This window comes from Streptococcus sp. FSL W8-0197 (genome assembly GCF_037963785.1).
Taxonomy (GTDB): Bacteria; Bacillota; Bacilli; order Lactobacillales; family Streptococcaceae; genus Streptococcus; species Streptococcus oralis_CQ.
The window spans coordinates 1,109,236-1,129,245 of the sequence record NZ_CP150168.1; the positions used below are offsets into that span (position 1 = coordinate 1,109,236).

Sequence of the window (20,010 nt, forward strand, 5' to 3'; positions counted from 1 at the left end):
TATATCACCTTCTAGATTATTTTTCAAGTGTTTTATGGACTTTCTTCTATTTCCTTTCTGATAACTTGCTGAAAATCTTCTATTTATCTTACCAATATACAGTATATAGTTTTTTTGTTTTGATAAACTTTGATAGTTCAATGAAAACCCAATTTTACACTCTGACAAAACACTATATCTTGTGCTTTGTTTTTAAAACTGTAACTTTTTAGCACAAGATTTAGTTTAAAAAGTTTGACAAAGTTTTTTTTTCTGATATACTAAGAAAGTAATCTATTTTGAAAGAGGAGTTACGAAAATGGTAACCGTTTATTCTAAAAACAACTGTGTCCAATGTAAGATGACCAAGCGTTTCTTGGACAGCAACAATGTCGCTTATCGTGAGATCAATCTCGACGAGCAACCAGAGTACATCGATCAAGTTAAAGAGCTCGGTTTCAGCGCTGCTCCTGTTATCCAAACACCAACTGAAGTCTTTTCAGGCTTCCAACCAGGAAAACTGAAACAATTAGCATAATCTTAGTACATCATCCAGAAGAGATTGCTTCTAGGGCTAACTTAGAGGCCTTTCTTTTGTAATTAGATAAAGGAAATTTTATGGGATTAAAACATCTTGAGGACGTAACTTACTTCCGTCTCAATAACGAAATCAACCGTCCTGTTAATGGACAAATCATGCTTCATAAAGATAAGGAAGCCTTGGATGCCTTCTTTAAAGAGAATGTGGTTCCAAATACAATGGTTTTTGATTCAATTACTGATAAAATCAACTACCTCATTGAACACAACTACATCGAAACTGCATTTCTCAAGAAATACCGTCCAGAGTTTTTGGAAGAATTGCATCAATTTATCAAGGACCAAAACTTCCAATTCAAATCATTCATGGCTGCCTATAAGTTTTACAACCAGTATGCCTTGAAGACTAATGACGGTGAATATTACCTTGAAAGTATGGAAGACCGTGTCTTCTTTAATGCACTTTATTTTGCTGACGGGGACGAAGCAATTGCGACTGATATTGCCAATGAAATCATCCACCAACGCTACCAACCTGCTACTCCTTCCTTTTTGAACGCAGGTCGTGCTCGTCGTGGGGAGTTGGTATCTTGTTTCTTGATTCAAGTAACTGATGACATGAACTCTATCGGACGTTCTATCAACTCAGCTCTTCAACTTTCACGTATCGGTGGTGGTGTAGGTATTACTCTAAGCAACCTTCGTGAAGCTGGCGCACCTATCAAAGGTTATGAAGGAGCAGCTTCTGGTGTCGTTCCAGTTATGAAACTCTTCGAAGACAGTTTCTCCTACTCTAACCAATTGGGTCAGCGTCAAGGTGCTGGGGTTGTCTACCTCAATGTCTTTCACCCAGATATCATCGCCTTCCTTTCCACTAAGAAAGAAAACGCTGATGAAAAAGTTCGTGTTAAGACTCTTTCACTCGGTGTTGTAGTACCCGATAAATTCTACGAATTGGCTCGAAAAAATGAAGAAATGTATCTCTTTAGCCCATACTCTGTAGAACTTGAATACGGTGTGCCATTCAACTACATCGATATCACTGAAAAATACGATGAATTAGTAGCAAATCCAAATATCCGCAAGACAAAGATCAAGGCGCGTGATTTGGAAACTGAAATTTCTAAATTGCAACAAGAGTCTGGTTACCCTTATGTAGTCAACATTGATACAGCCAACCGTGCAAATCCTGTTGATGGAAAGATTATCATGAGTAACTTGTGTTCTGAGATCCTCCAAGTCCAAGAACCAAGCTTGATAAACGATGCTCAAGAATACCTTCAAATGGGAACAGACGTCTCATGTAACCTTGGTTCAACCAACGTGGTCAACATGATGACTTCACCTGACTTTGGTCGCTCTATCCGTGCTATGGTTCGTGCTTTGACCTTCGTTACAGATAGTTCGCACATTGTAGCTGTTCCTACAATCGACCACGGAAACAGTTTGGCTCACACCTTTGGTCTTGGTGCCATGGGGCTTCATAGTTACCTTGCCCAACAACTGATTGAGTATGGATCTCCTGAGTCAGTTGAATTTACAAGCATCTACTTTATGCTTATGAACTACTGGACCTTGGTGGAATCAAACAATATAGCGCGTGAACGCGGTATCACCTTCCACAACTTTGAAAAATCAGACTATGCTAACGGAAGCTACTTTGACAAGTATGTGACAGGCGAGTTTGTTCCAAAATCAGACCGTGTTAAAGAACTCTTCAAAGATGTCTTTATTCCAAGTGCTGCTGACTGGGCTGAACTTCGCGACAAGGTTCAAGCAGATGGTCTTTATCACCAAAACCGCCTTGCTGTAGCTCCAAATGGTTCTATCAGTTACATCAACGATGTTTCTGCATCTATCCACCCGATTACGCAACGCATTGAAGAACGCCAAGAGAAGAAAATCGGTAAGATCTACTACCCTGCCGCAGGCTTGTCAACAGAAACGATTCCTTACTACACTTCTGCCTACGACATGGATATGCGTAAGGTGATTGATGTTTACGCGGCTGCAACTGAACACGTGGACCAAGGACTTTCACTCACCCTCTTCATGCGTAGTGACATTCCAAAAGGGCTTTACGAATGGAAGAAAGAAAACAAACAAACGACACGTGACTTGTCTATCCTTCGTAACTATGCTTTTAACAAGGGTATCAAGTCTATCTACTACGTCCGTACCTTTACAGACGACGGTGGAGAAGTTGGTGCTAACCAATGTGAAAGTTGTGTGATTTAATCTTTGTTGGAGGGAAGTATGCATAAAAAATTAAAACTAGATAAATATTTAAACTATATTATTTTTGAAACTCTAGCTTTTCTATTGATGTTTTATATTATTATGACGATTGTTATTGCGTTAGATCCTAAAACCACACTACAAAGTCTCTATCTTTGGTGCATTGCTGTAACAAGTTTTGGATACTCTATTGTAAAACATCTTTCATTACAATTTAAAAACGACCAGCGTATTACGCTGTTACCAATAAGTTATTTATTAGGGTTTTACGGACTACAATTTTTAATGATACTTACAAATTCTACCACTGATGTTAACTACACTCCCCAACTTAACTTATTAACTCTAATATTTATTGCGGTAAATGTTATTGATAAGGTGCTTGATCATTATTTCAAGGAGAAGTAATCTATGGAAACTTACTACAAAGCCATTAACTGGAATGCCATCGAAGATGTCATCGACAAATCAACTTGGGAAAAGCTGACGGAGCAATTCTGGCTCGATACGCGTATCCCCTTGTCAAATGACCTAGACGACTGGAGAAAACTATCAAACAAGGAAAAAGACCTAGTAGGAAAAGTCTTTGGTGGTTTGACGCTTCTTGATACCATGCAATCTGAAACAGGGGTTCAGGCGCTTCGCTCAGACATCCGTACACCGCATGAGGAAGCTGTTTTCAACAACATCCAATTTATGGAATCTGTCCACGCAAAATCTTACTCTTCTATCTTTTCAACCTTGAATACCAAGGCTGAAATCGAAGAAATCTTTGAATGGACCAACACCAACCCTTACCTACAAAGAAAAGCTGAAATTATCAATGAAATCTACCTCAATGGTAGCCCCCTTGAAAAGAAGGTTGCCAGCGTTTTCCTTGAAACCTTCCTCTTCTACTCTGGTTTCTTTACGCCCCTCTACTATCTCGGTAACAACAAACTGGCCAACGTTGCGGAAATCATCAAACTGATCATTCGTGATGAGTCTGTTCATGGAACTTATATCGGTTACAAATTCCAACTTGGTTTTAATGAATTACCTGAAGAAGAGCAAGAAAAACTTAAAGAATGGATGTACGACCTGCTCTACACCCTCTACGAGAACGAAGAAGGTTATACTGAAAGTCTCTATGACGGTGTTGGTTGGACCGAAGAAGTTAAAACCTTCCTTCGTTACAATGCCAATAAGGCCCTTATGAACCTAGGACAAGATCCTCTCTTCCCAGATTCAGCTGATGATGTCAATCCTATCGTCATGAACGGTATTTCAACAGGAACTTCTAACCACGACTTCTTCTCTCAAGTCGGAAATGGTTACCTCCTTGGTGAAGTTGAAGCCATGCAAGACGAGGATTACAACTACGGTTTAGACTAATTTGACCAATCATTCAAAATATCATGGTTTGTTTAAAACAACTATGGTATTTTTGTTTTTGTTTTATTTTGTTTTTTTCTATTTGATTGATTGAGCGTTTTATGGTAAGATAATAATAGTAGAAATCGAGGTGATAAGGATGCTAAAGCAAGAAAAGCTAGATAGTATTTTAGAAACAGTGAATACTAAAGGAACCATTACTGTAAAAGAGATTATGGAGAGTCTTGATGTATCAGATATGACTGCTCGTCGCTACTTACAAGAATTGGCAGATAAGGATTTGCTGGTTCGTGTGCATGGTGGTGCTGAAAAACTTCGTACAGGTTCTCTATTAAACAACGAACGCTCAAACGTCGAAAAACAAGGCTTGCAGATTGCTGAAAAACAAGAAATTAGCCGTTTTGCCGGTCATTTGATTGACGAAGGTGAAACCATTTTTATCGGACCAGGAACAACCTTAGAATGTTTTGCTCGTGAGCTCCCTATCGATAACATTCGTGTTGTAACAAACAGTCTTCCTGTTTTTCTCATCCTAAACGAACGAAAACTAACAGATTTGATCTTGATTGGCGGAAATTATCGCTCTATCACTGGTGCTTTTGTAGGGACACTTACCTTGCAGGATTTGACCAATCTTCAGTTCTCTAAGGCATTTGTTAGCTGTAATGGTATTAAGGATAAGTCTATTGCTACTTTCAGTGAGGAAGAGGGTGAGGTACAACGAATCGCCCTGAATAATGCCAATAAAAAATACTTACTGGCAGACCACAGTAAGTTTAATAAGTTTGATTTTTACACTTTTTACAATATCTCAGAGATTGATACCATCGTTTCAGATGCCAAACTAAGTCAGGAGACATTTGAAGATCTGTCGAAACAAACAACCATTCTTTTATCAAAACCATAAAAATTCCCCTGCCTTTTGGCGGGGAATTTTTGTTGAATTTTAATCAATAAGTTGTGTCTCAGCTAGTTTCTTGTACCAGTGAGCCGATTTCTTTGGATAGCGCTCCTGGGTTTCAAAATCAACATAGAAGAGGCCGTAACGCTTTTCGTAACCATTTGACCAAGAAAAGACATCCATCAGAGACCAGATAAAGTAGCCTTTGACATTGGCTCCATCAGAGATTGCATCTGCAATCACTTCCATATGTTTCTTAACATAATCAATCCGTCCATCATCGTAGACTGTCCCATCCACAAACTCATCTTTGTATCCGAGACCATTCTCTGTGATGTAGATTTTCTTGTAATTTGGGTAATCTTTCTTCACGCGCATGATTTGATCATACAAACCTTGAGGATAGATAATCCAGTCCCAGTCCGTACGTGGGACATAGTCAGGCGCCACTCGGCGTCCGACTCCCTTAATCTGATATTTAGAGCTTCCTTTTTCACCCTTACCGTTGTGAATGATTTCTGTTTCGCCATCAAAGGCTTGCATCCAATCACTCATGTAGTAGTTAATACCAAGGAAGTCGTTCAGGTCTTTTGCTGCTTCTAGCACAGCAAAGTCTTCTTCACGCAGATCTAAACTTCCACCATTGGCAGCCAAGATAGCCTCTACCCCTGCCAGGGTCTTTTCAGAGTAGTGACCCAGATAAGTTGCATCCAAGATAAATTTATTATGGATAATGTCCTCCAACTCTGCCGCAATAACATCTGCAGGATTTTCAGGATCAAGTGGGTACTTGGTTGGGAGAGCGTGCACGACACCAATTTCCCCTTTATAGCCTTTCTCTTTGTACAATTTTACCGCGCGTGCATGAGACACCATCATATTGTGGTGCGATTGGAAAACTTTGGCAAGATCGTACTGGATACCTGGAGGGAATTTCCCAACCAAATACTGACCATCTCCTATCGGCCCAATTTCATTAAAGGTTGTCCAAAAGTTAACTTCAGGAAATTCTTCAAAACAGAAAGCCGCGTAGTCTACAAAGTGTTCAATGTTTTCACGGTTTAAGAAGTCTCCATTTGAATGTAGAGCTTCTGGCGTATCAAAGTGATGAAGAGTTACAAAGGGCTCAACATGACGTTTGTGGCACTCTGCAAATAGATTATGATAGAACTCAACCCCCTTGTCATTAACTTTCCCATAACCAGTTGGAAAGATACGTGACCAAGCGATTGAGATACGGATACCATTGACACCATACTCTTCTGCAAGTTTGAGGTCTACTGGGTATTTGTGATAGAAATCACTGGCTGGTTCAGCAGTGTACCAGTAGTTATCTTCAAGATATTTATCCCACGCTACTGGTCCTTTACCATCAGTATGTGTAGCACCTTCTGCTTGATAGGCAGCTGTTGCGCCACCGAAAATAAAGTCTTTTGGAAGTGTTTTTGTCATTTGATTCACCTTTCAAGAAATAGAAATGAGATGGGGATATAGTTGGGAGGAATTACTCCATCTCACTTCTTCGCTCTTTACCTTTTATTCTTCGAACTGCTCTTGAACAAAGGCAAGAGCGCCTTTTCCATCGCGAGTCAGTTTAATGTATTGGCCACCTTCTGTCTTGGCAAGTTTGATACCAAGTTTGTCAGTTTCGGCCTTCATGTCTTCAAAGTTTGAAGCAACTTGAGGAGCAAGGATAACCAGATCAAACTCAGGCAACATTTCACGGTGAGCACCATAGCCACCAGCTGCTGCTTTAACAGGAACCTTGTACTCCGCAGCTGCTTTGTTTAGAGCATTTGCAAGGAGACCACTTGTACCTCCGCCTGCACAGAGAACGAGAACATTGGTTTCTTCAGTAATTGTGTTTTGCGCTGCTTCTACACCAGCTTTTTCAAGAATCGCATCTGCTTTAGCAGTATTGAAGTTTGCAGCTACTTTTTCTTTTAATTCATCATTGGCTTTACCAGAACGTTCTTCTTCAAGGATTTGTTCATCATAAACCTTGAGGAATGGATAGTAAATAGCTACGTCAACAAGAATTAACAAAGCAGCAAGTACAAATGACAAGAATTGGAAGTTTGTACCGAGAACAATACCGAGCGGACCTGGTGTTGTCCAAGGAAGGTTGGCAGTAAATGAGTTCATGCCAAGCGTTTCAATAAAGAATTTAAAGATCCATACGTTGGCAATTGGCGCAAAGATAAATGGAATAAAGAAGATTGGATTCAATACAAGCGGTGCACCAAACAAGATTGGTTCATTTACACCAAAGAAAGTTGGAACTACTGAAGCACGTCCGATTGCACGGTTTCGTTTTGATTTGGTCAACCACATGAACATGAATGGAACAACCAGTGTCGCACCAGTACCACCCATGGTAACGATAAACATTTGTGTACCAGAAGTAAGAATCTTGTCAGCGTGCATACCTTGTTGGAGAAGGTTCAAGTTGACTTCGGCATTTGCATAGGTAATCGCTGCGATTGCTGGTTCAACGATAGATGGTCCATGGATACCCACAAACCAGAAGAAGGCAAAGGCCCCAAAGATAATGGTAATACCCAGATAGCCATCCGCGGCTGAGAATAATGGTGCAAAGAATTTACCGATTGATTCTGCTACACTGGCTCCAACAAAATGACGAGCTAGTAAATCAAGAACATATAGAGAAACAACTGAAAGAGTGAATGGAATCACATCTTTAAAAACTTGTGAGATATTTGGTGGAACTTCGTCAGGCATACGAATAGTGACGTTGTTCTTAACACAAACCTTATAGATGGCTACAGTAACAAAGGCAGCAAGGAAGGCTGAAAGCAAACCTTTTGTCCCCAAGAATCCAGTAGCTAGACCATTTTCGATAGGATCAGCTGCCAACATCAACAAACCAACAATTGCTGCCAAAAGTGTTGACATATAGTTGATTTGATTGGTTTTTTCCATGCTACGGTTTACTGAGTCGGTCAATGACTTAGCTGTTGTACCAGCTACCAAGAGAGCTAGGATCCCCATTGAATAGCTATAAGGTTTCATGAGGAGATTAACAACATCATCAGACCATTTAAAGCCCCATGAGTTTGGTACAAAAGCAATCAAGATAAAGATACTTGAGAAGAGAATAACAGGCATACCTGCAATGAAACCATCACGAATAGCACGAAGATAGATATTGCGAGACAGTTTTTCAAAGAAAGGCTTTCCTTTCTCGATAAAAGCAATTAATTTATTCATTACTTAACTCCTCTCTTGTAGAGTTCGATTAAATGGTGCATCAAATCTTTTAACAAGATAGTTGTCATCAAGTGATCCTGACCGTGCATCATGGTTACACTATAGGCTAAGTCCTCACCTGAAGCTTCCTTAGTTAATAGACTTGTTTGCGCGTGATGAGCCTCAGCGATGCAACCACCAGCTTCCTCTACGAGAGTATCCGCTTTCGCAAAATCGCCAGCTTCAGCAGCCTTCAAGGCTTCCAATAGTTTTGATCGAGCATCGCCAGCATAGGCAACAATTTCAAAACCTAACAATGTTACTTCTTCTCTATTCATGATAGAATTCTCCTTATGTATTTTTAATTAAATTTTTATGACAATAAACGTTGGATATGTAGAACTAGATAAACTCGTTCACTTTTATACAAATCAAGACCCGTATATTGCGTAATCACATCATAGATCTTGGAACCAATCTCGAACGCTTTTGGATAGGATTGTTTAATATGATCTTCCATATCCAGAAGTGATTGGTTATCATCTCTAGATCTGTCTAAATAATCCAAGAAATAATTCAAATGAATCATAAAACGATCATAGAAATGATTATTCTCTTTGGTTCGTTGAATAGCGTAACCTTTTAGCACTTCTTCAACATTCCTGAGAATTTCTTTCCTCTTATCAATCGACTCCACAACTTCCACTTCGTTTTCACCTTCGGCATTAATGAAATGATAAGCAATCCGAATAATTTCGTCCTCAGGAAAATGATTCGCTAGCTTCTGACGGTAAATTTCAAATGCTTCATTTGCGATTTGAAAAGCTACAGGATACTTGGCAGAAATATCTGGCAGGTTGCTATCCTTGTACCTTCCTTGTGTTAGAGCTTGATAGGAACAATAAATATGATCTGTCAAAGTCACATAGAGATACTCTTGAATCGGATAATGATATTTCTTAGAAAGCTTATCAATAATCTCGTAGGTCACTGTGATAAAATCAAGCGGAACATCTTTGAGCAGAGCCATAAAGTTTTCTCTGGACTCTTCTGTCTTCATCCGAAAGATTTTCTCAACTTGATCTTCAGAAATTAAATCCCCCTTCTTTTTCCCAAATGCAATCCCCTTACCAATCACAATCACTTCTTCTCCTTTGTCGTTTCTGACAAGCGAGACGTTATGATTCATTGGGTTTAGAATTCGATACATGGCAACCTCCTTTTATCTCTTAAAGGTATATGAGTATAAAAAATGACCACAAATGAACTAGAAAACCTATTGATTTCTAATCCACCTGTGATCATGCCTAATATTACTTAGTAACACTCACCTTGTATTAACTTGTGATTTAAGTATAGCACAAGCAAGTTTTTTTGTAAACCTTTACATTCAACTTTTTTTAATTTTTTTTATTTAGATCAATGTTCCTAAGATTAGGGGGGAAAACTTATACACGTTCAGTCCATGAAGTTGCTGTTGTTTTGAGAACTTTGTTGAGTTCATCAATGTTCTCAAATCCAGTTGTGCGTAGCCATTCACGAGCTGCTGCTTCACCGTCTTTGATGTAGGCTTCAACGGATCCAGCCCAAGTTGCACGGCCGCAAAGAACACCGTTGAAGTTTGCGCCTGATTCGTGGGCAAAGACAAGAGTCTCTTGGAAGAGTTTAGCTGATACACCCGCACTCAAGTAGATGTATGGTAAGTTAGTTGCTTCATCTTGAGCTTTGAAGAAGGCTGCTGCTTCTTCTCGAGTATGGACGATTTCACCATCGCCAAAGCCTTCAACGTATTTGACGTTGACTGGAACTTCCACTTTCAAAACATCGATGTTGAAGCGTGGGTCTGAGAAGACTTTCATAGCACCGATAACCTTGTGTGGCTTCACTTTTGCGTATTCTGCAGAACCTGCGTCAGCGATTTTTTCATCGTAAGCCAAGATTTCAAGGAAGAATGGAATGTCTTCAGCCACACACTCTGAACCGATACGTTCAATGTAAGCTTGTTTTTCTTGGTTAAGTTCGTCAGCGCTGTCTACGTCATAGTAAAGCAAGAACTTGACAGCATCTGCACCTTGTTCCTTGATGCGTTTGGCAGACCAAACATCCAAACAGTCAGGCAAGCGTTTGGTGCTTGTTGTGTCGTAGCCAGTTTTCTCATAAGCAAGGAGAAGACCAGCATTTGGTGCAAGAGCTTTTGTAGCTGGAAGTCCATACTCAGGGTCAAGAAGCATAGAGGATGCGTATTTTGTCAATTCATCTGCTACCAAGACTTTGAGTTCTTCCATTTGAGCCACAGTTGGTTCCTCTGTTTGGTATTGAGCCATGAGACGTTTCAAAGCGCCACGTTGGTCAAAGGCAAGAGCTGAGATAATGCCGTTTTCATCTGAGAGTTTTTTCAAGCAAGCGCGTTTATTTTCTGTTAAAGCCATTTTATACCTCTTTTACTATTAATTGATCATATAGAGCTTGATAGTTAGCCATATTGACATGACCTGTCATTTTTTCTTGAGCATTGAGCATACCAAGGACATTGGCCTTGATGAGGAGTTCTACATCCGATTCCTTATGAAGAAGTCCTGAGGAAATCCCTGCCACAGTAGAATCTCCAGATCCAACAGGATTGACCACCTGAATTCTTGGAATATCTACCTTGTAGAAAGTGTCCCCATGTTTTGCAAAAGCACCATTTGCACCAAGTGAAACAATTATCCACTCAATCCCTGCAAATAGAGGCTCTTGAAGAACTTCTTTTAATTCATCCAAATCCTCAGAAACTTCTTTCCCAAGAAGCTGAGACAATTCTTCGTTATTTGGTTTAATAACTGTTGGTTTGTGTGGTGATTCAAGAACAGCCTGAAGAGCTGCACCTGAGCAGTCTAGAACAACTGGTTTGCCTGCTTGATTAGCAAGTTCTACTAAGCTTGCATAGTAGTCAACTGGAAGACCTGCTGGCAGACTACCAGAGATGGCTACTACTTCCACAGTGTCAAGAAGATTCTCGAAATGAACCAAGAAATCTTGCCCTTCTTGTTCCAAAACTTCAGGCCCTTTTTCAAGGATTTCTGTTTGGTTGTCTCCGTGGAGAATAGCGATACAGTTACGAGTTTCTCCTTGAATGGAGAAGAAACGTTTCGTTACTTTATCGTCAATATGCTCTACTAAAAACTCACCAAGTTTACCACCGACCAAACCAGTAGCAACAACAGAATCACCAAATTCTGAAAGCACTCGTGTAACATTGAGACCTTTACCACCAGCTGTCTTGGTCACGTCCACCACACGGTTGACAGTGTCAATTTTTAATTCATCCAAAGGATAAGAAATATCAATGGATGGATTCATTGTGACTGTTAAAATCATGCGTCACCTCTTAGTCGTGGTATTCACCGCGATCCCATTTTTCAAGGAATTCTGTAAAGAAGTTTGCATCTGCTTGATGAGCATTGTGAGTTTCAACGTGCTCAATTTTCGCAATCAATTTTTTGTTTTCTTCTGATGGTTTGTATTCAGCATTGATGAAAGCTTCAATGATATCACACATAAGCAGTTCACCAGTGATTTTACCACCAAAACCAATAACATTGGCATTCAATTGTTCTTTTGCATAAAGAGCTGTTGTCATATCACGAACCAAGGCAGAACGAACTCCTGGGACTTTGTTTACAGCGTTGTTGATACCAACACCAGTACCACAGATACATACCCCAAGATCGGCTTGACCGCTTGTAACGGCTTCACCAACTTTTTTACCAAAGATTGGGTAGTGAGTACGTGTGTGGTCATAGGTACCAAAGTCAATGACTTCATATCCTTTTGATTTCAAAAATTCTGAAACCGCCATTTTTTCATCTGTTACGATGTGGTCACATCCAATTGCAATTCTCATTAGTTATTCCCTCCGATTAATTATATAAATCTAATATCATTTATCCTTACTCAATAAAAATCAAGATTAGCTTAGGAAGCGAGCTGCAAGCATAACTGAGGTTAGCTAAAGTGAGCTGACAACAGATTATCTTGATATTTGAAGAGTATTAGCACATTTTGTTCAACATATCGACCCTAATTTGGTGACGACCACCGTCGTATTTACCGTTAACAAAACCTTTAGCAATATTTTTAGCCAATTCATCACCAACAAGTTGTGCACCCATAGTGATCATACGTGAGTTGTTGTGTCCACGAGTCATATAAGCTGAACGTTCGTCAGATACTTCTGCGGCAACCATTCCTTTGATCTTTGTTGCAACCATAAATGGACCAGCACCATAAGCATCAATCACGATACCAAGGTTTTGTTCTTCTTTGTTTACTTCTGCAGCAACAGCAAGAGTCACATCAACAAAATCTTGACCTTCAGCTGTAACATCCACAACGTGGAAGTTTTCTTTTTCCAAGAAGTCTTTCACAACTTCTTTCAATCTCAAACCTGCAGCATCTGCACCGATAACAATAGACATATTGTATACTCCTTTTTGTTTTTCTAGGCTAGTAAAGACTTTTATAGTTAGCAGTTTACCTACAAAAGACTTTCTAGCAGTTTATTGACAAATTTGATTGAATAAGCTGTTCGATAGCTTATCCAAGTCTAGGAAATCAAGTTCCTAGAAACAAACTTTCTCCTCGAAAGAGAATATAACAAGTGATTATTTGTTTGTTACAAACATCATTTGTTACTTACAAACATAATATACTCCTATTTATAGAAAAAGTCAACAGTAAATGTTTGTTTTTGTGGTTTTTTATCTAAAATATTTCAATATCAAAGCCAATTTGATCTACTTGACCGGGTTCCAAGAAACGAACATTCTTCTTATCTTCTAAATGATCTCCTTCTTCAAGTGAAGTTGATAAGCCTGACCAGGGTTCAAAAGCGATGAAAGGTCCCTTATTCAAAGTTGACCAAATGATGAGATTTGAGAACTCCTGGAAGTGTACTTTTAATCCCTTCTCATGTTTACGAGAACGAAGGGCAATTGTTCTGGATTGCAACTCATCCAAAGTCACTGCATCAACACTAAACAGATCGTAACTGAGATCCACTTCCTTTTGCGAATCCAACCATGGACTTCTATCTTGAAAGTCCAACATACCAGTTTCTGGGAAAGGACGGGGAACAGAGCAAGTCTCTTCTTTCTCAAACTCTAAATAGTAATCTTCATAAGTTTCGCCATCTAGCAGAGGACAATTAAATCCTGGATGTCCTCCTATAAAGAATGGCATTACTTTATTAGTTTCTTTATTGAAAATCTTGTATTGAGTACGAACAGTCTTGCCAGTCACTAGATAAGTGATTTCAAGGCGGAAGTGATAAGGATAGTTTTGATAAGTATTCTCATCATCTTCGATAGCAAAGGTTACGCTATTTTCTGTTTCATCAACTAAGTCAAATTCTTTTTTACGAACCAAACCATGACGAGGAATGTTTCCTTTCGTCTCCGTTCCATCTTCGTGACTGTAGAAGGCTGTATCTTCTCTTAAAGAGCCACAGATTGGAAAAAGTACTGGCGCTTGTCCACTCCAGTAAGTGGCATCTCCTTGCCACAGATACTCAATGCCTTCTCGATCCTTGATCGACGACAAGGCGCCACCTAAGGTTTTAAACTGGACCGTTAACTGGTCTGATTTGATTTCAATTACCATAATGTTCTCCAACTATTTTTAGATTTTTATACGAAAAACTAGGTTGTCACTCCCAATGTAGGAAATTAACAACCTAGTTTTCACAATTTACATTTTATAGGAGCGAATTATTTAGCTTTTGCTGCGTATTCTTCGTTACGTTTGATCATTTGTTTTCTATACCAAGCAAAGATACCTACATAGAAGACAAGGAAGGCTGCTGCACCAAGGATTGCTTTGATATCACCTGTTGTAGCATTACCGATTGCCCAACCAAATAGTTTTTCAATTGGTCCTTCAAGAGTTGAGTGAGTAATCAATTGAGCACTATCTACACCTTTAGGAAAGGCACCTACACCTTTAGCAAGTTCTGTTGCAAATGGTGCGATAAGAGTACCAGAAAGAAGGAAGAGAGGCAACAAGAGTGTTCCGAAGATAATCATACGGAGCAATTTACCACGTGTAACAACCAAGAGAGCTGGAGTCACACCCATAGCGATGATACCTGCAAGAGGCAAGATACCATTACCGACGTTTGAAAGAAGCACAGCTTCAACTAGCATGATTGGAGCGAGTACGTTAGCACAAGCCCAGATTTCAGCACGACCAGCGATGAAAGGCCAGTCAAGACCGATGTTGAATTTACGTCCTTGAAGACGTTTAGTAGCAACGTTTGTAATACCTTGTGAAAGTGGTTCTACGGCTGCGATGAACCAAGATCCGATAAGTGAGAAGAGTTCCAAAGCTACACCGGCTGTCAAACCAAGAGACAACCAACCTTTAATAACTTCTTGCCAGTTTGCAGCATCTTTAAGTCCTTCAACAGGTTGTGGAGTACCCATAAAACCGATAACAATACCAAGGATGAAACCGATGAAGAATTTAGATCCCCAGAAACCGATCTTTTTGTTCAATTTAGCAGCATCAAAGTCATATTTATCAAGACCTGGGAAGAATTTTTCAAAAATCTTATCCAAAACCATGATAACTGGGTTCATCATGTAGTTCATGTGTGTTGAAGTCATTGGTGATGAACTTGGTGCATTAAGAAGGTCGTCGAAAGTTGGTTTCATCAAGTCAGAGTTGATGATTTTCAAAATACCTACAAGGACAACTGCTGCAGTTGCGATGAAGAGTGAAACCCCTTGGCTAACTCCATTGTTATCTGCATACCATTTAATCAAAAGACCAGTGATTGACAAATGCCAGATATCGAAGATATCGACGTCAAGTGTATCCGTTTTCTTCATTGCAAGCATCACAACGTTGACAATCAACATTACAAGCAAGAAGTAAAGTGTCCAAGCAGATCCCCAAGTGATGGTTGCAAGTGGTGCCCAACCAACGTCAGTGATGTTCAAATGGATACCAGTGTTTTCAACGAATTTTTTAAGTGATTCTGAGAAAGCTCCATTGAGCATACCGATGATAGCACCGATACCAGTAAGAGCGATGGCAAGTTTAATACCACCTTCAAGCGCTTTGGAGAATTTCACTCCAAAAAGTAGAGCCAATACTGTCAAAATGATCAGCATGATGATTGGTCCACCCATATCCAAGATAGGTTTGAACAGCTTATTGGCTAGTTCGATAATGACATCCATAATAGTTCCTCCCGTTTTTTTAGTTATATGAATGTTAACAAGATAAAGAATAAATTAGCTTAGTCCGTGTTCTTTGATAGCTGCTTCAATATTGTCAAATACTGGAGCGCTCATCGCTGGAATACGGAACAAGATTGGGCCAGCTTCAATTACTGGAATACCTGGTTCAAAACCAAGGTCAGTTGCAGCGATTGGTGTAAAGATATCGTAGCCCTTGATAAGGTCTTCGTTTACATCTTTCACCATGACTGCATCACAGTGAACATCATAACCACGGTTTGAAAGTTCTTCTTCTAGAGCACTTTTAATTTGGTGACTTGAGTTAACACCTGCACCGCAGGCAGCAAGAATTTTAATCATTTGGATTTCCTCCGATTTTATTTTTTAATAGACAAGATTAAGCGGTTGCTTCAGCAATGTAAGCATAAAGTTTTTCTGGTTCGGAAATTTTTGATAAATCTTCCAGATGTCCATTTCCTGTGAAAAAGTCCATCAACTGAGCCAGAATATTTGTTTGACTTGAACTTGAGTTGTTAATGATAAAGAAGAGTAGGGATACTTCTACTTCCTTATCAGGAGCAATCATATTGTGAAAAGTTACTGGTTTTTCTAATCGAACAACCACTACTTTCTCAGCTAGATTATGAACAATATCTGTATGAGGAATCGCTACATTTGGTAAGTCCTTACCTAGAAATTCCATATCTAAGCCAGTTGGAAATGACTTTTCACGCGTGATCAAGGCTTCACGATAAGTTGGAGTTACAATTTCTCGTTCTTCCAACAAGCTTGCTACCTGATCAAAGAGTTGTTCTTGATTATCCGCTTCTAAGCAAAACACCAGGTTTTTGTCAAAGAAATGATCTAATCCCATAACATTTTCCCTTCTTTCAATTATCTTTTATGTAATAAGTATAACACTATATGAAATCGTTGTCAATAATTTTTGTTTTATTTTGTTCATTTTTTTGTAATTTTTGTTTCATTTAAAGAATACAATCAATATCAAACATTCTTGTTATAAAATACACAAAAAAAGAAGGCCCAAGCCTTCTTCTCTTTCCTTACTTAATAGTAGATAAAATCTCTTCTAACTTATGGTAATCTTTTACACTATCAATTTCATAGATGCTATTTCCTTCTAATTCTTCGACATAGACATCCAATTCTTTGATATTATCCTTAACCATGTTGTCCCAGTAGAGATCAACAAATTCACCACTTTCGTAAGCTTTGTCAATAAAGCCAACAATCTTCTCAGCAGTTGGTGCATCCCAGAATGATACTCCGCTCAGAATGCGACCAGCCTTGCTGTCAACAATAATGTCTTGAACCTTGTAGTCATCACCGTAAACCAAGAACCACTCGTTGGTACAGTCTTCACGATAAACGCTAAAATAGGTAGAACGTTTAAGATCGTTTCGAAACATATTTTTGAAAAGATAGTTATCTGCATCGATGACGTAGCTGTTAGCCAAATCTTCTTTTACTAGATAAAGTGAGTAAAAGTTATTATAATCAGCATACTTGTCGTTAAAGACTAAACGGACACCATATTTTTCTTTTAGGTAGTCAAATTGTTCTTTGAGGTAACCGACAACGATGATAATCTCATCAATTCCTCTCTCTTTCAAAAACTCGATTTGGTATTCTACCAAGGGCTTTTGATTAACCTTAACCAAAGCTTTTGGGGTATTTTTAGTCATAGGGCGCAGACGAGTCCCTAAGCCCGCTGCCAAAATAATCGCTTTCACACGAATCTCCTTTATTCTTTAATAATAATATAAACACCAGCCATAACAATAAGTGAAGTGATGATTGTCAGCATATCTAGCGGTGCACCCAAGAAAATAACTGCAAATAAGACAGTCCAAACTACATAGCTCACATTCAAACCTGTCGCTTTCGCAGGTTGTAAGCGATTAATGGCGATATAATAAGCTAAGTAGGAAATCATATCAAAGGCCGCAAAGACAATCAAGAGGCCGAATAATTGCCCATCTGCCACTTCTGCAAATGAATGGTGAGAAAACAGCACAATCACTAGATAGGACAAGAATGAGGTTACTTGTCGGATTAACAAGGCTTCAATTTCACTTAAATCACTTTCCATAGCATACGAGCTGAGAACACTTTCACTCCCCCAGGCAATAGCACAGATAAGGGCACAAAGAATCCCAATGTAAAACGAGTTTACTTGTTCAACCTTGTAGGTTTGAGCAATGATAGCTGCAATAATCAAGAAAACACCGAATACTGTATTCTTTGAAACCTTGTGTTTCAAAATGAAGAAGGCTAGTAAAACTGAAACTGCTGGGTAAATAGCCGATACAGATGAAGCTAGAGAACTACCAATATATTTAACCGCATAAAGATTGGCCTGCATACCAATAGGTCCTGCTAGTAAAGCACCGATAATTACACTCACATTTCGAATATTTAAGAAAATCGAAAGACGAACTTTTCTTTCTTTTACCAAAAGAAAAGCTAACAAGATAAAGATACTCAAGAAATCATGAGCAGCAGCCACCACAAAAGGTGAAAGATTTGTAAAAATTGAAAAGATATAAGCACTAATCGTTAGACCTAATCCCCAGAAGATACCAGAGAGCAGACCAAAGGAAACACCATTTTTATTCTTCATCCTAACCTCCATAATAAGTCAAACCTTCGACAGCTCTTTGGTAACGATTGACACCGTAATCTCCAAAATCAGCCCCTTGAGCTTCTTTGTACACTGTCCACAAACTCCAGATAGTATCTTGCAAGATTTTATAGATACGAATCTTCTCACGTGATACAGGCGTTTTGTCACTTTCATAGTAGGAAAGGAAATCATCTTCCTCTTGCTTTGTAAATTCAGACTCTAAGAAAAGAGCTGCCAAATCCCACATCGGATCATTCATAGAAGAGTATTCCCAGTCAATCAAATACAAACGACCTTGTGGTGACTCGATAAAGTTTTCTGGTACCAAATCGATGTGACAGGACTTTCTATCAACACCCAAATCAGCCAATCTCTTTTCTAGTGAAAATACATCTTTTCTTACAGCTTCATAGTTTTCATAAGGGATAGGTCCCTCAATCAAGGATTCATATTTGCTGATTTCCTCAAAGGGAGCAAATTCTCCTCTTAATTCTTTCCCTGAAGCGTGGATGGTTTGTAAAATTGGTGCAATCTTTTCAAACTTGGACTTAATTGATGTTGAATCAAGAGTTACTGCTGATTCGATGTACTCATTTACTTTAATCCCTGACTCAATATCAAAGAGATAATTTTTGACATCTAAATCTAAATCCTCTAAAAGTTCAAGATTGTACTTTTCATTTTGACGATTGATGAGTTTTTCAGTCCCTTTACCAAAAAATTTCACAATATACTGTTTGTTGGTTGTTTTAACCAAATAGTTTTGGTTGGTCATGCCTCCCAGTTGTTCAACACTGAGTACTTCCTCTTCATCAGATAGTAAAGAAGAAATTTTTTCTTTGATGAGTTTCTCCACAATTAACCTCCATCTTCTACACTTCCCACTTAAATACTGTTTTGAAAGCAGTATTTAGGTCTGTAGCAAAGACACGGTGAATGTCCTTGATTTCTCTCACTGGTTCTTCAACATAAAGGATATTCTTCAGACGATTTGCAAACTTTTTAACTTCCATCATTTGAATGGCCTTCTCAAAATCGACGCGTCCTGAGCGAGATGATCCTACTAATAACAATCCTTTTTCCAAAGCATCTCGTGTATTGATATTAACCTTGTATTCACTCACTCCCATCATGAGAATCGTTCCCTGTGGACGAATATAGCGAATCAAGTCATTGATAGCTGGGCCTGTACCATCGCCACCGCAACACTCAAACCCATGATCAAAGGTCAAATCCTCTGGGATATTATCAGTAATATAGCACTCTTTTGCAAAAGAGAAGAGCTCTAGTTTTTCCCAATGGCGACCAAAGACGATAATCTCTGCTTCTGGCAAGGTATAATTGATAATATTTGCAACAACAAAGGCCAAACTACCATCTCCGATAACAGCGATGCGCTCTCTCTTGCTATGAGCAAGATTTAAGAAACGATCCATGGCATGCATACCAACACTTACAAACTCGGTAATGGCAGCAACTGTATCTTCGATATCATTATAAGAAACGACTCGGTCTTTTGGAAGAGAGACAAATTCTCGCATAAAACCATCGTGACCACTAGATAGGAAGTAGGTTCCTGTCATGTAGTTCTCGTAGAATTCCTTGTCACTCTGCGTCGGCGGTTGATTGGGAATCATAACTACCTTTTGACCAACTTCATAAGTCCCAGTTGGATCTGAAATAACAGTCCCACAAGATTCGTGTATCATCGCCATAGGAAGCTTTTTAGCCAATATCTTTGGATCGCGTTTCCCTTGATAGTAACGTTGATCTGCATGACAAACCGCCATATAATTTGGACGAATAAGGATATGATTCTCCTGATCAATGTCTTCTTCTTGATATTTTACATTGATAAACTTTGGTTTGGTCAGTTGATAAATTTGATTAATCAT

21 protein-coding genes are annotated in these 20,010 nt (G+C 39.0%); 5 read left to right on the forward strand and 16 right to left on the reverse strand.

From position 1 onward, the window contains the following. The first annotated feature begins 298 nt into the window (after positions 1-298). The 5 genes from nrdH (at position 299) to NYE79_RS05650 (ending at position 5,038) form a co-directional block, all read left to right on the forward strand. The gene (nrdH, locus tag NYE79_RS05630) at positions 299-517 is read left to right on the forward strand and encodes a glutaredoxin-like protein NrdH (RefSeq protein ID WP_000259240.1); all 219 of its coding nucleotides are present in this window, start codon (positions 299-301) and stop codon (positions 515-517) included. 80 nt (positions 518-597) lie between these two features. Then, the gene (nrdE, locus tag NYE79_RS05635; protein ID WP_339293604.1) at positions 598-2,757 is read left to right on the forward strand and encodes a class 1b ribonucleoside-diphosphate reductase subunit alpha; all 2,160 of its coding nucleotides are present in this window, start codon (positions 598-600) and stop codon (positions 2,755-2,757) included. 18 nt (positions 2,758-2,775) lie between these two features. Then, positions 2,776-3,165 carry a hypothetical protein gene (locus NYE79_RS05640; protein WP_254736065.1) on the forward strand — a complete coding sequence of 130 codons (390 nt, stop codon included), beginning with the start codon at positions 2,776-2,778 and terminating at the stop codon, positions 3,163-3,165. Positions 3,166-3,168: 3 nt separating this feature from the next. Continuing rightward, complete coding sequence (gene nrdF / locus NYE79_RS05645; RefSeq protein ID WP_000451378.1) at positions 3,169-4,131, forward strand: class 1b ribonucleoside-diphosphate reductase subunit beta; 963 nt, start codon at positions 3,169-3,171, stop codon at positions 4,129-4,131. Between the two features lie 139 nt (positions 4,132-4,270). Next, positions 4,271-5,038: a DeoR/GlpR family DNA-binding transcription regulator gene (locus NYE79_RS05650; protein WP_339293605.1), complete on the forward strand. Its 768-nt coding sequence runs from the start codon at positions 4,271-4,273 to the stop codon at positions 5,036-5,038. A gap of 39 nt (positions 5,039-5,077) precedes the next feature. Here NYE79_RS05650 and lacG read toward each other — a convergent pair whose 3' ends face one another. The 16 genes from lacG to NYE79_RS05730 form a co-directional block, all read right to left on the reverse strand. Continuing rightward, positions 5,078-6,484 carry a 6-phospho-beta-galactosidase gene (lacG, locus tag NYE79_RS05655; RefSeq protein WP_339293606.1) on the reverse strand — a complete coding sequence of 469 codons (1,407 nt, stop codon included), beginning with the start codon at positions 6,482-6,484 and terminating at the stop codon, positions 5,078-5,080. Positions 6,485-6,568: 84 nt separating this feature from the next. After that, positions 6,569-8,263 (reverse strand): lactose-specific PTS transporter subunit EIIC, encoded by a 1,695-nt coding sequence (locus tag NYE79_RS05660; RefSeq protein ID WP_049518614.1) that lies wholly within the window; start codon positions 8,261-8,263, stop codon positions 6,569-6,571. After that, entirely contained in the window at positions 8,263-8,580 is a 318-nt protein-coding gene (locus NYE79_RS05665; protein ID WP_001078328.1) for a PTS lactose/cellobiose transporter subunit IIA, read from the reverse strand. The genes NYE79_RS05660 and NYE79_RS05665 overlap by 1 nt, the downstream gene beginning before the upstream one ends. Positions 8,581-8,615: 35 nt before the next feature. Continuing rightward, positions 8,616-9,452 carry a transcription antiterminator gene (locus tag NYE79_RS05670; RefSeq protein ID WP_339293607.1) on the reverse strand — a complete coding sequence of 279 codons (837 nt, stop codon included), beginning with the start codon at positions 9,450-9,452 and terminating at the stop codon, positions 8,616-8,618. A 238-nt stretch (positions 9,453-9,690) separates the two neighbouring features. Beyond that, positions 9,691-10,671 (reverse strand): tagatose-bisphosphate aldolase, encoded by a 981-nt coding sequence (lacD, locus tag NYE79_RS05675; RefSeq protein WP_339293608.1) that lies wholly within the window; start codon positions 10,669-10,671, stop codon positions 9,691-9,693. Position 10,672: 1 nt separating this feature from the next. Beyond that, on the reverse strand, positions 10,673-11,602 hold the full coding sequence (locus tag NYE79_RS05680) for a tagatose-6-phosphate kinase (protein WP_000604301.1): 930 nt from the start codon (positions 11,600-11,602) through the stop codon (positions 10,673-10,675). 10 nt (positions 11,603-11,612) lie between these two features. Next, positions 11,613-12,128 (reverse strand): galactose-6-phosphate isomerase subunit LacB, encoded by a 516-nt coding sequence (gene lacB / locus NYE79_RS05685; protein ID WP_001216921.1) that lies wholly within the window; start codon positions 12,126-12,128, stop codon positions 11,613-11,615. A gap of 148 nt (positions 12,129-12,276) precedes the next feature. Beyond that, positions 12,277-12,702 carry a galactose-6-phosphate isomerase subunit LacA gene (lacA, locus tag NYE79_RS05690; protein WP_000029277.1) on the reverse strand — a complete coding sequence of 142 codons (426 nt, stop codon included), beginning with the start codon at positions 12,700-12,702 and terminating at the stop codon, positions 12,277-12,279. A 286-nt stretch (positions 12,703-12,988) separates the two neighbouring features. Continuing rightward, positions 12,989-13,885: an aldose 1-epimerase family protein gene (locus NYE79_RS05695; RefSeq protein WP_316717354.1), complete on the reverse strand. Its 897-nt coding sequence runs from the start codon at positions 13,883-13,885 to the stop codon at positions 12,989-12,991. Positions 13,886-13,992: 107 nt separating this feature from the next. Next, positions 13,993-15,468 carry a PTS galactitol transporter subunit IIC gene (locus NYE79_RS05700; RefSeq protein WP_316717353.1) on the reverse strand — a complete coding sequence of 492 codons (1,476 nt, stop codon included), beginning with the start codon at positions 15,466-15,468 and terminating at the stop codon, positions 13,993-13,995. Between the two features lie 54 nt (positions 15,469-15,522). Beyond that, complete coding sequence (locus NYE79_RS05705) at positions 15,523-15,828, reverse strand: PTS sugar transporter subunit IIB (RefSeq protein ID WP_000590551.1); 306 nt, start codon at positions 15,826-15,828, stop codon at positions 15,523-15,525. A gap of 37 nt (positions 15,829-15,865) precedes the next feature. Continuing rightward, a complete protein-coding gene (locus tag NYE79_RS05710; protein WP_000521979.1) occupies positions 15,866-16,342 on the reverse strand; it encodes a PTS sugar transporter subunit IIA in 477 nt (158 codons plus the stop codon). Between the two features lie 190 nt (positions 16,343-16,532). Further along, positions 16,533-17,222, reverse strand: a complete 690-nt coding sequence (locus NYE79_RS05715) for a sugar phosphate nucleotidyltransferase (RefSeq protein ID WP_316717352.1) — start codon at positions 17,220-17,222, stop codon at positions 16,533-16,535. Between the two features lie 11 nt (positions 17,223-17,233). After that, a complete protein-coding gene (locus NYE79_RS05720) occupies positions 17,234-18,112 on the reverse strand; it encodes a DMT family transporter (protein ID WP_000791842.1) in 879 nt (292 codons plus the stop codon). A 1-nt stretch (position 18,113) separates the two neighbouring features. Beyond that, the gene (locus NYE79_RS05725) at positions 18,114-18,971 is read right to left on the reverse strand and encodes a phosphotransferase family protein (protein ID WP_000413085.1); all 858 of its coding nucleotides are present in this window, start codon (positions 18,969-18,971) and stop codon (positions 18,114-18,116) included. Between the two features lie 16 nt (positions 18,972-18,987). After that, positions 18,988-20,010 carry a ribitol-5-phosphate dehydrogenase gene (locus NYE79_RS05730; RefSeq protein WP_316717351.1) on the reverse strand — a complete coding sequence of 341 codons (1,023 nt, stop codon included), beginning with the start codon at positions 20,008-20,010 and terminating at the stop codon, positions 18,988-18,990.

Coding starts and splice junctions, on each gene's coding strand:
- nrdF (WP_000451378.1), top strand. CDS start 3,169: ATGGAAACTTACTACAAAGCCATTAACTGGAATGCCATCGAAGATGTC.
- NYE79_RS05670 (WP_339293607.1), bottom strand. CDS start 9,452: ATGTATCGAATTCTAAACCCAATGAATCATAACGTCTCGCTTGTCAGA.
- NYE79_RS05695 (WP_316717354.1), bottom strand. CDS start 13,885: ATGGTAATTGAAATCAAATCAGACCAGTTAACGGTCCAGTTTAAAACC.
- NYE79_RS05700 (WP_316717353.1), bottom strand. CDS start 15,468: ATGGATGTCATTATCGAACTAGCCAATAAGCTGTTCAAACCTATCTTG.
- NYE79_RS05705 (WP_000590551.1), bottom strand. CDS start 15,828: ATGATTAAAATTCTTGCTGCCTGCGGTGCAGGTGTTAACTCAAGTCAC.
- NYE79_RS05710 (WP_000521979.1), bottom strand. CDS start 16,342: ATGGGATTAGATCATTTCTTTGACAAAAACCTGGTGTTTTGCTTAGAA.
- NYE79_RS05730 (WP_316717351.1), bottom strand. CDS start 20,010: ATGATTAATCAAATTTATCAACTGACCAAACCAAAGTTTATCAATGTA.
- NYE79_RS05650 (WP_339293605.1), top strand. CDS start 4,271: ATGCTAAAGCAAGAAAAGCTAGATAGTATTTTAGAAACAGTGAATACT.
- lacA (WP_000029277.1), bottom strand. CDS start 12,702: ATGTCTATTGTTATCGGTGCAGATGCTGCAGGTTTGAGATTGAAAGAA.
- nrdH (WP_000259240.1), top strand. CDS start 299: ATGGTAACCGTTTATTCTAAAAACAACTGTGTCCAATGTAAGATGACC.
- NYE79_RS05665 (WP_001078328.1), bottom strand. CDS start 8,580: ATGAATAGAGAAGAAGTAACATTGTTAGGTTTTGAAATTGTTGCCTAT.
- lacD (WP_339293608.1), bottom strand. CDS start 10,671: ATGGCTTTAACAGAAAATAAACGCGCTTGCTTGAAAAAACTCTCAGAT.
- nrdE (WP_339293604.1), top strand. CDS start 598: ATGGGATTAAAACATCTTGAGGACGTAACTTACTTCCGTCTCAATAAC.
- NYE79_RS05720 (WP_000791842.1), bottom strand. CDS start 18,112: ATGAAGAATAAAAATGGTGTTTCCTTTGGTCTGCTCTCTGGTATCTTC.
- NYE79_RS05640 (WP_254736065.1), top strand. CDS start 2,776: ATGCATAAAAAATTAAAACTAGATAAATATTTAAACTATATTATTTTT.
- lacG (WP_339293606.1), bottom strand. CDS start 6,484: ATGACAAAAACACTTCCAAAAGACTTTATTTTCGGTGGCGCAACAGCT.
- lacB (WP_001216921.1), bottom strand. CDS start 12,128: ATGAGAATTGCAATTGGATGTGACCACATCGTAACAGATGAAAAAATG.
- NYE79_RS05660 (WP_049518614.1), bottom strand. CDS start 8,263: ATGAATAAATTAATTGCTTTTATCGAGAAAGGAAAGCCTTTCTTTGAA.
- NYE79_RS05680 (WP_000604301.1), bottom strand. CDS start 11,602: ATGATTTTAACAGTCACAATGAATCCATCCATTGATATTTCTTATCCT.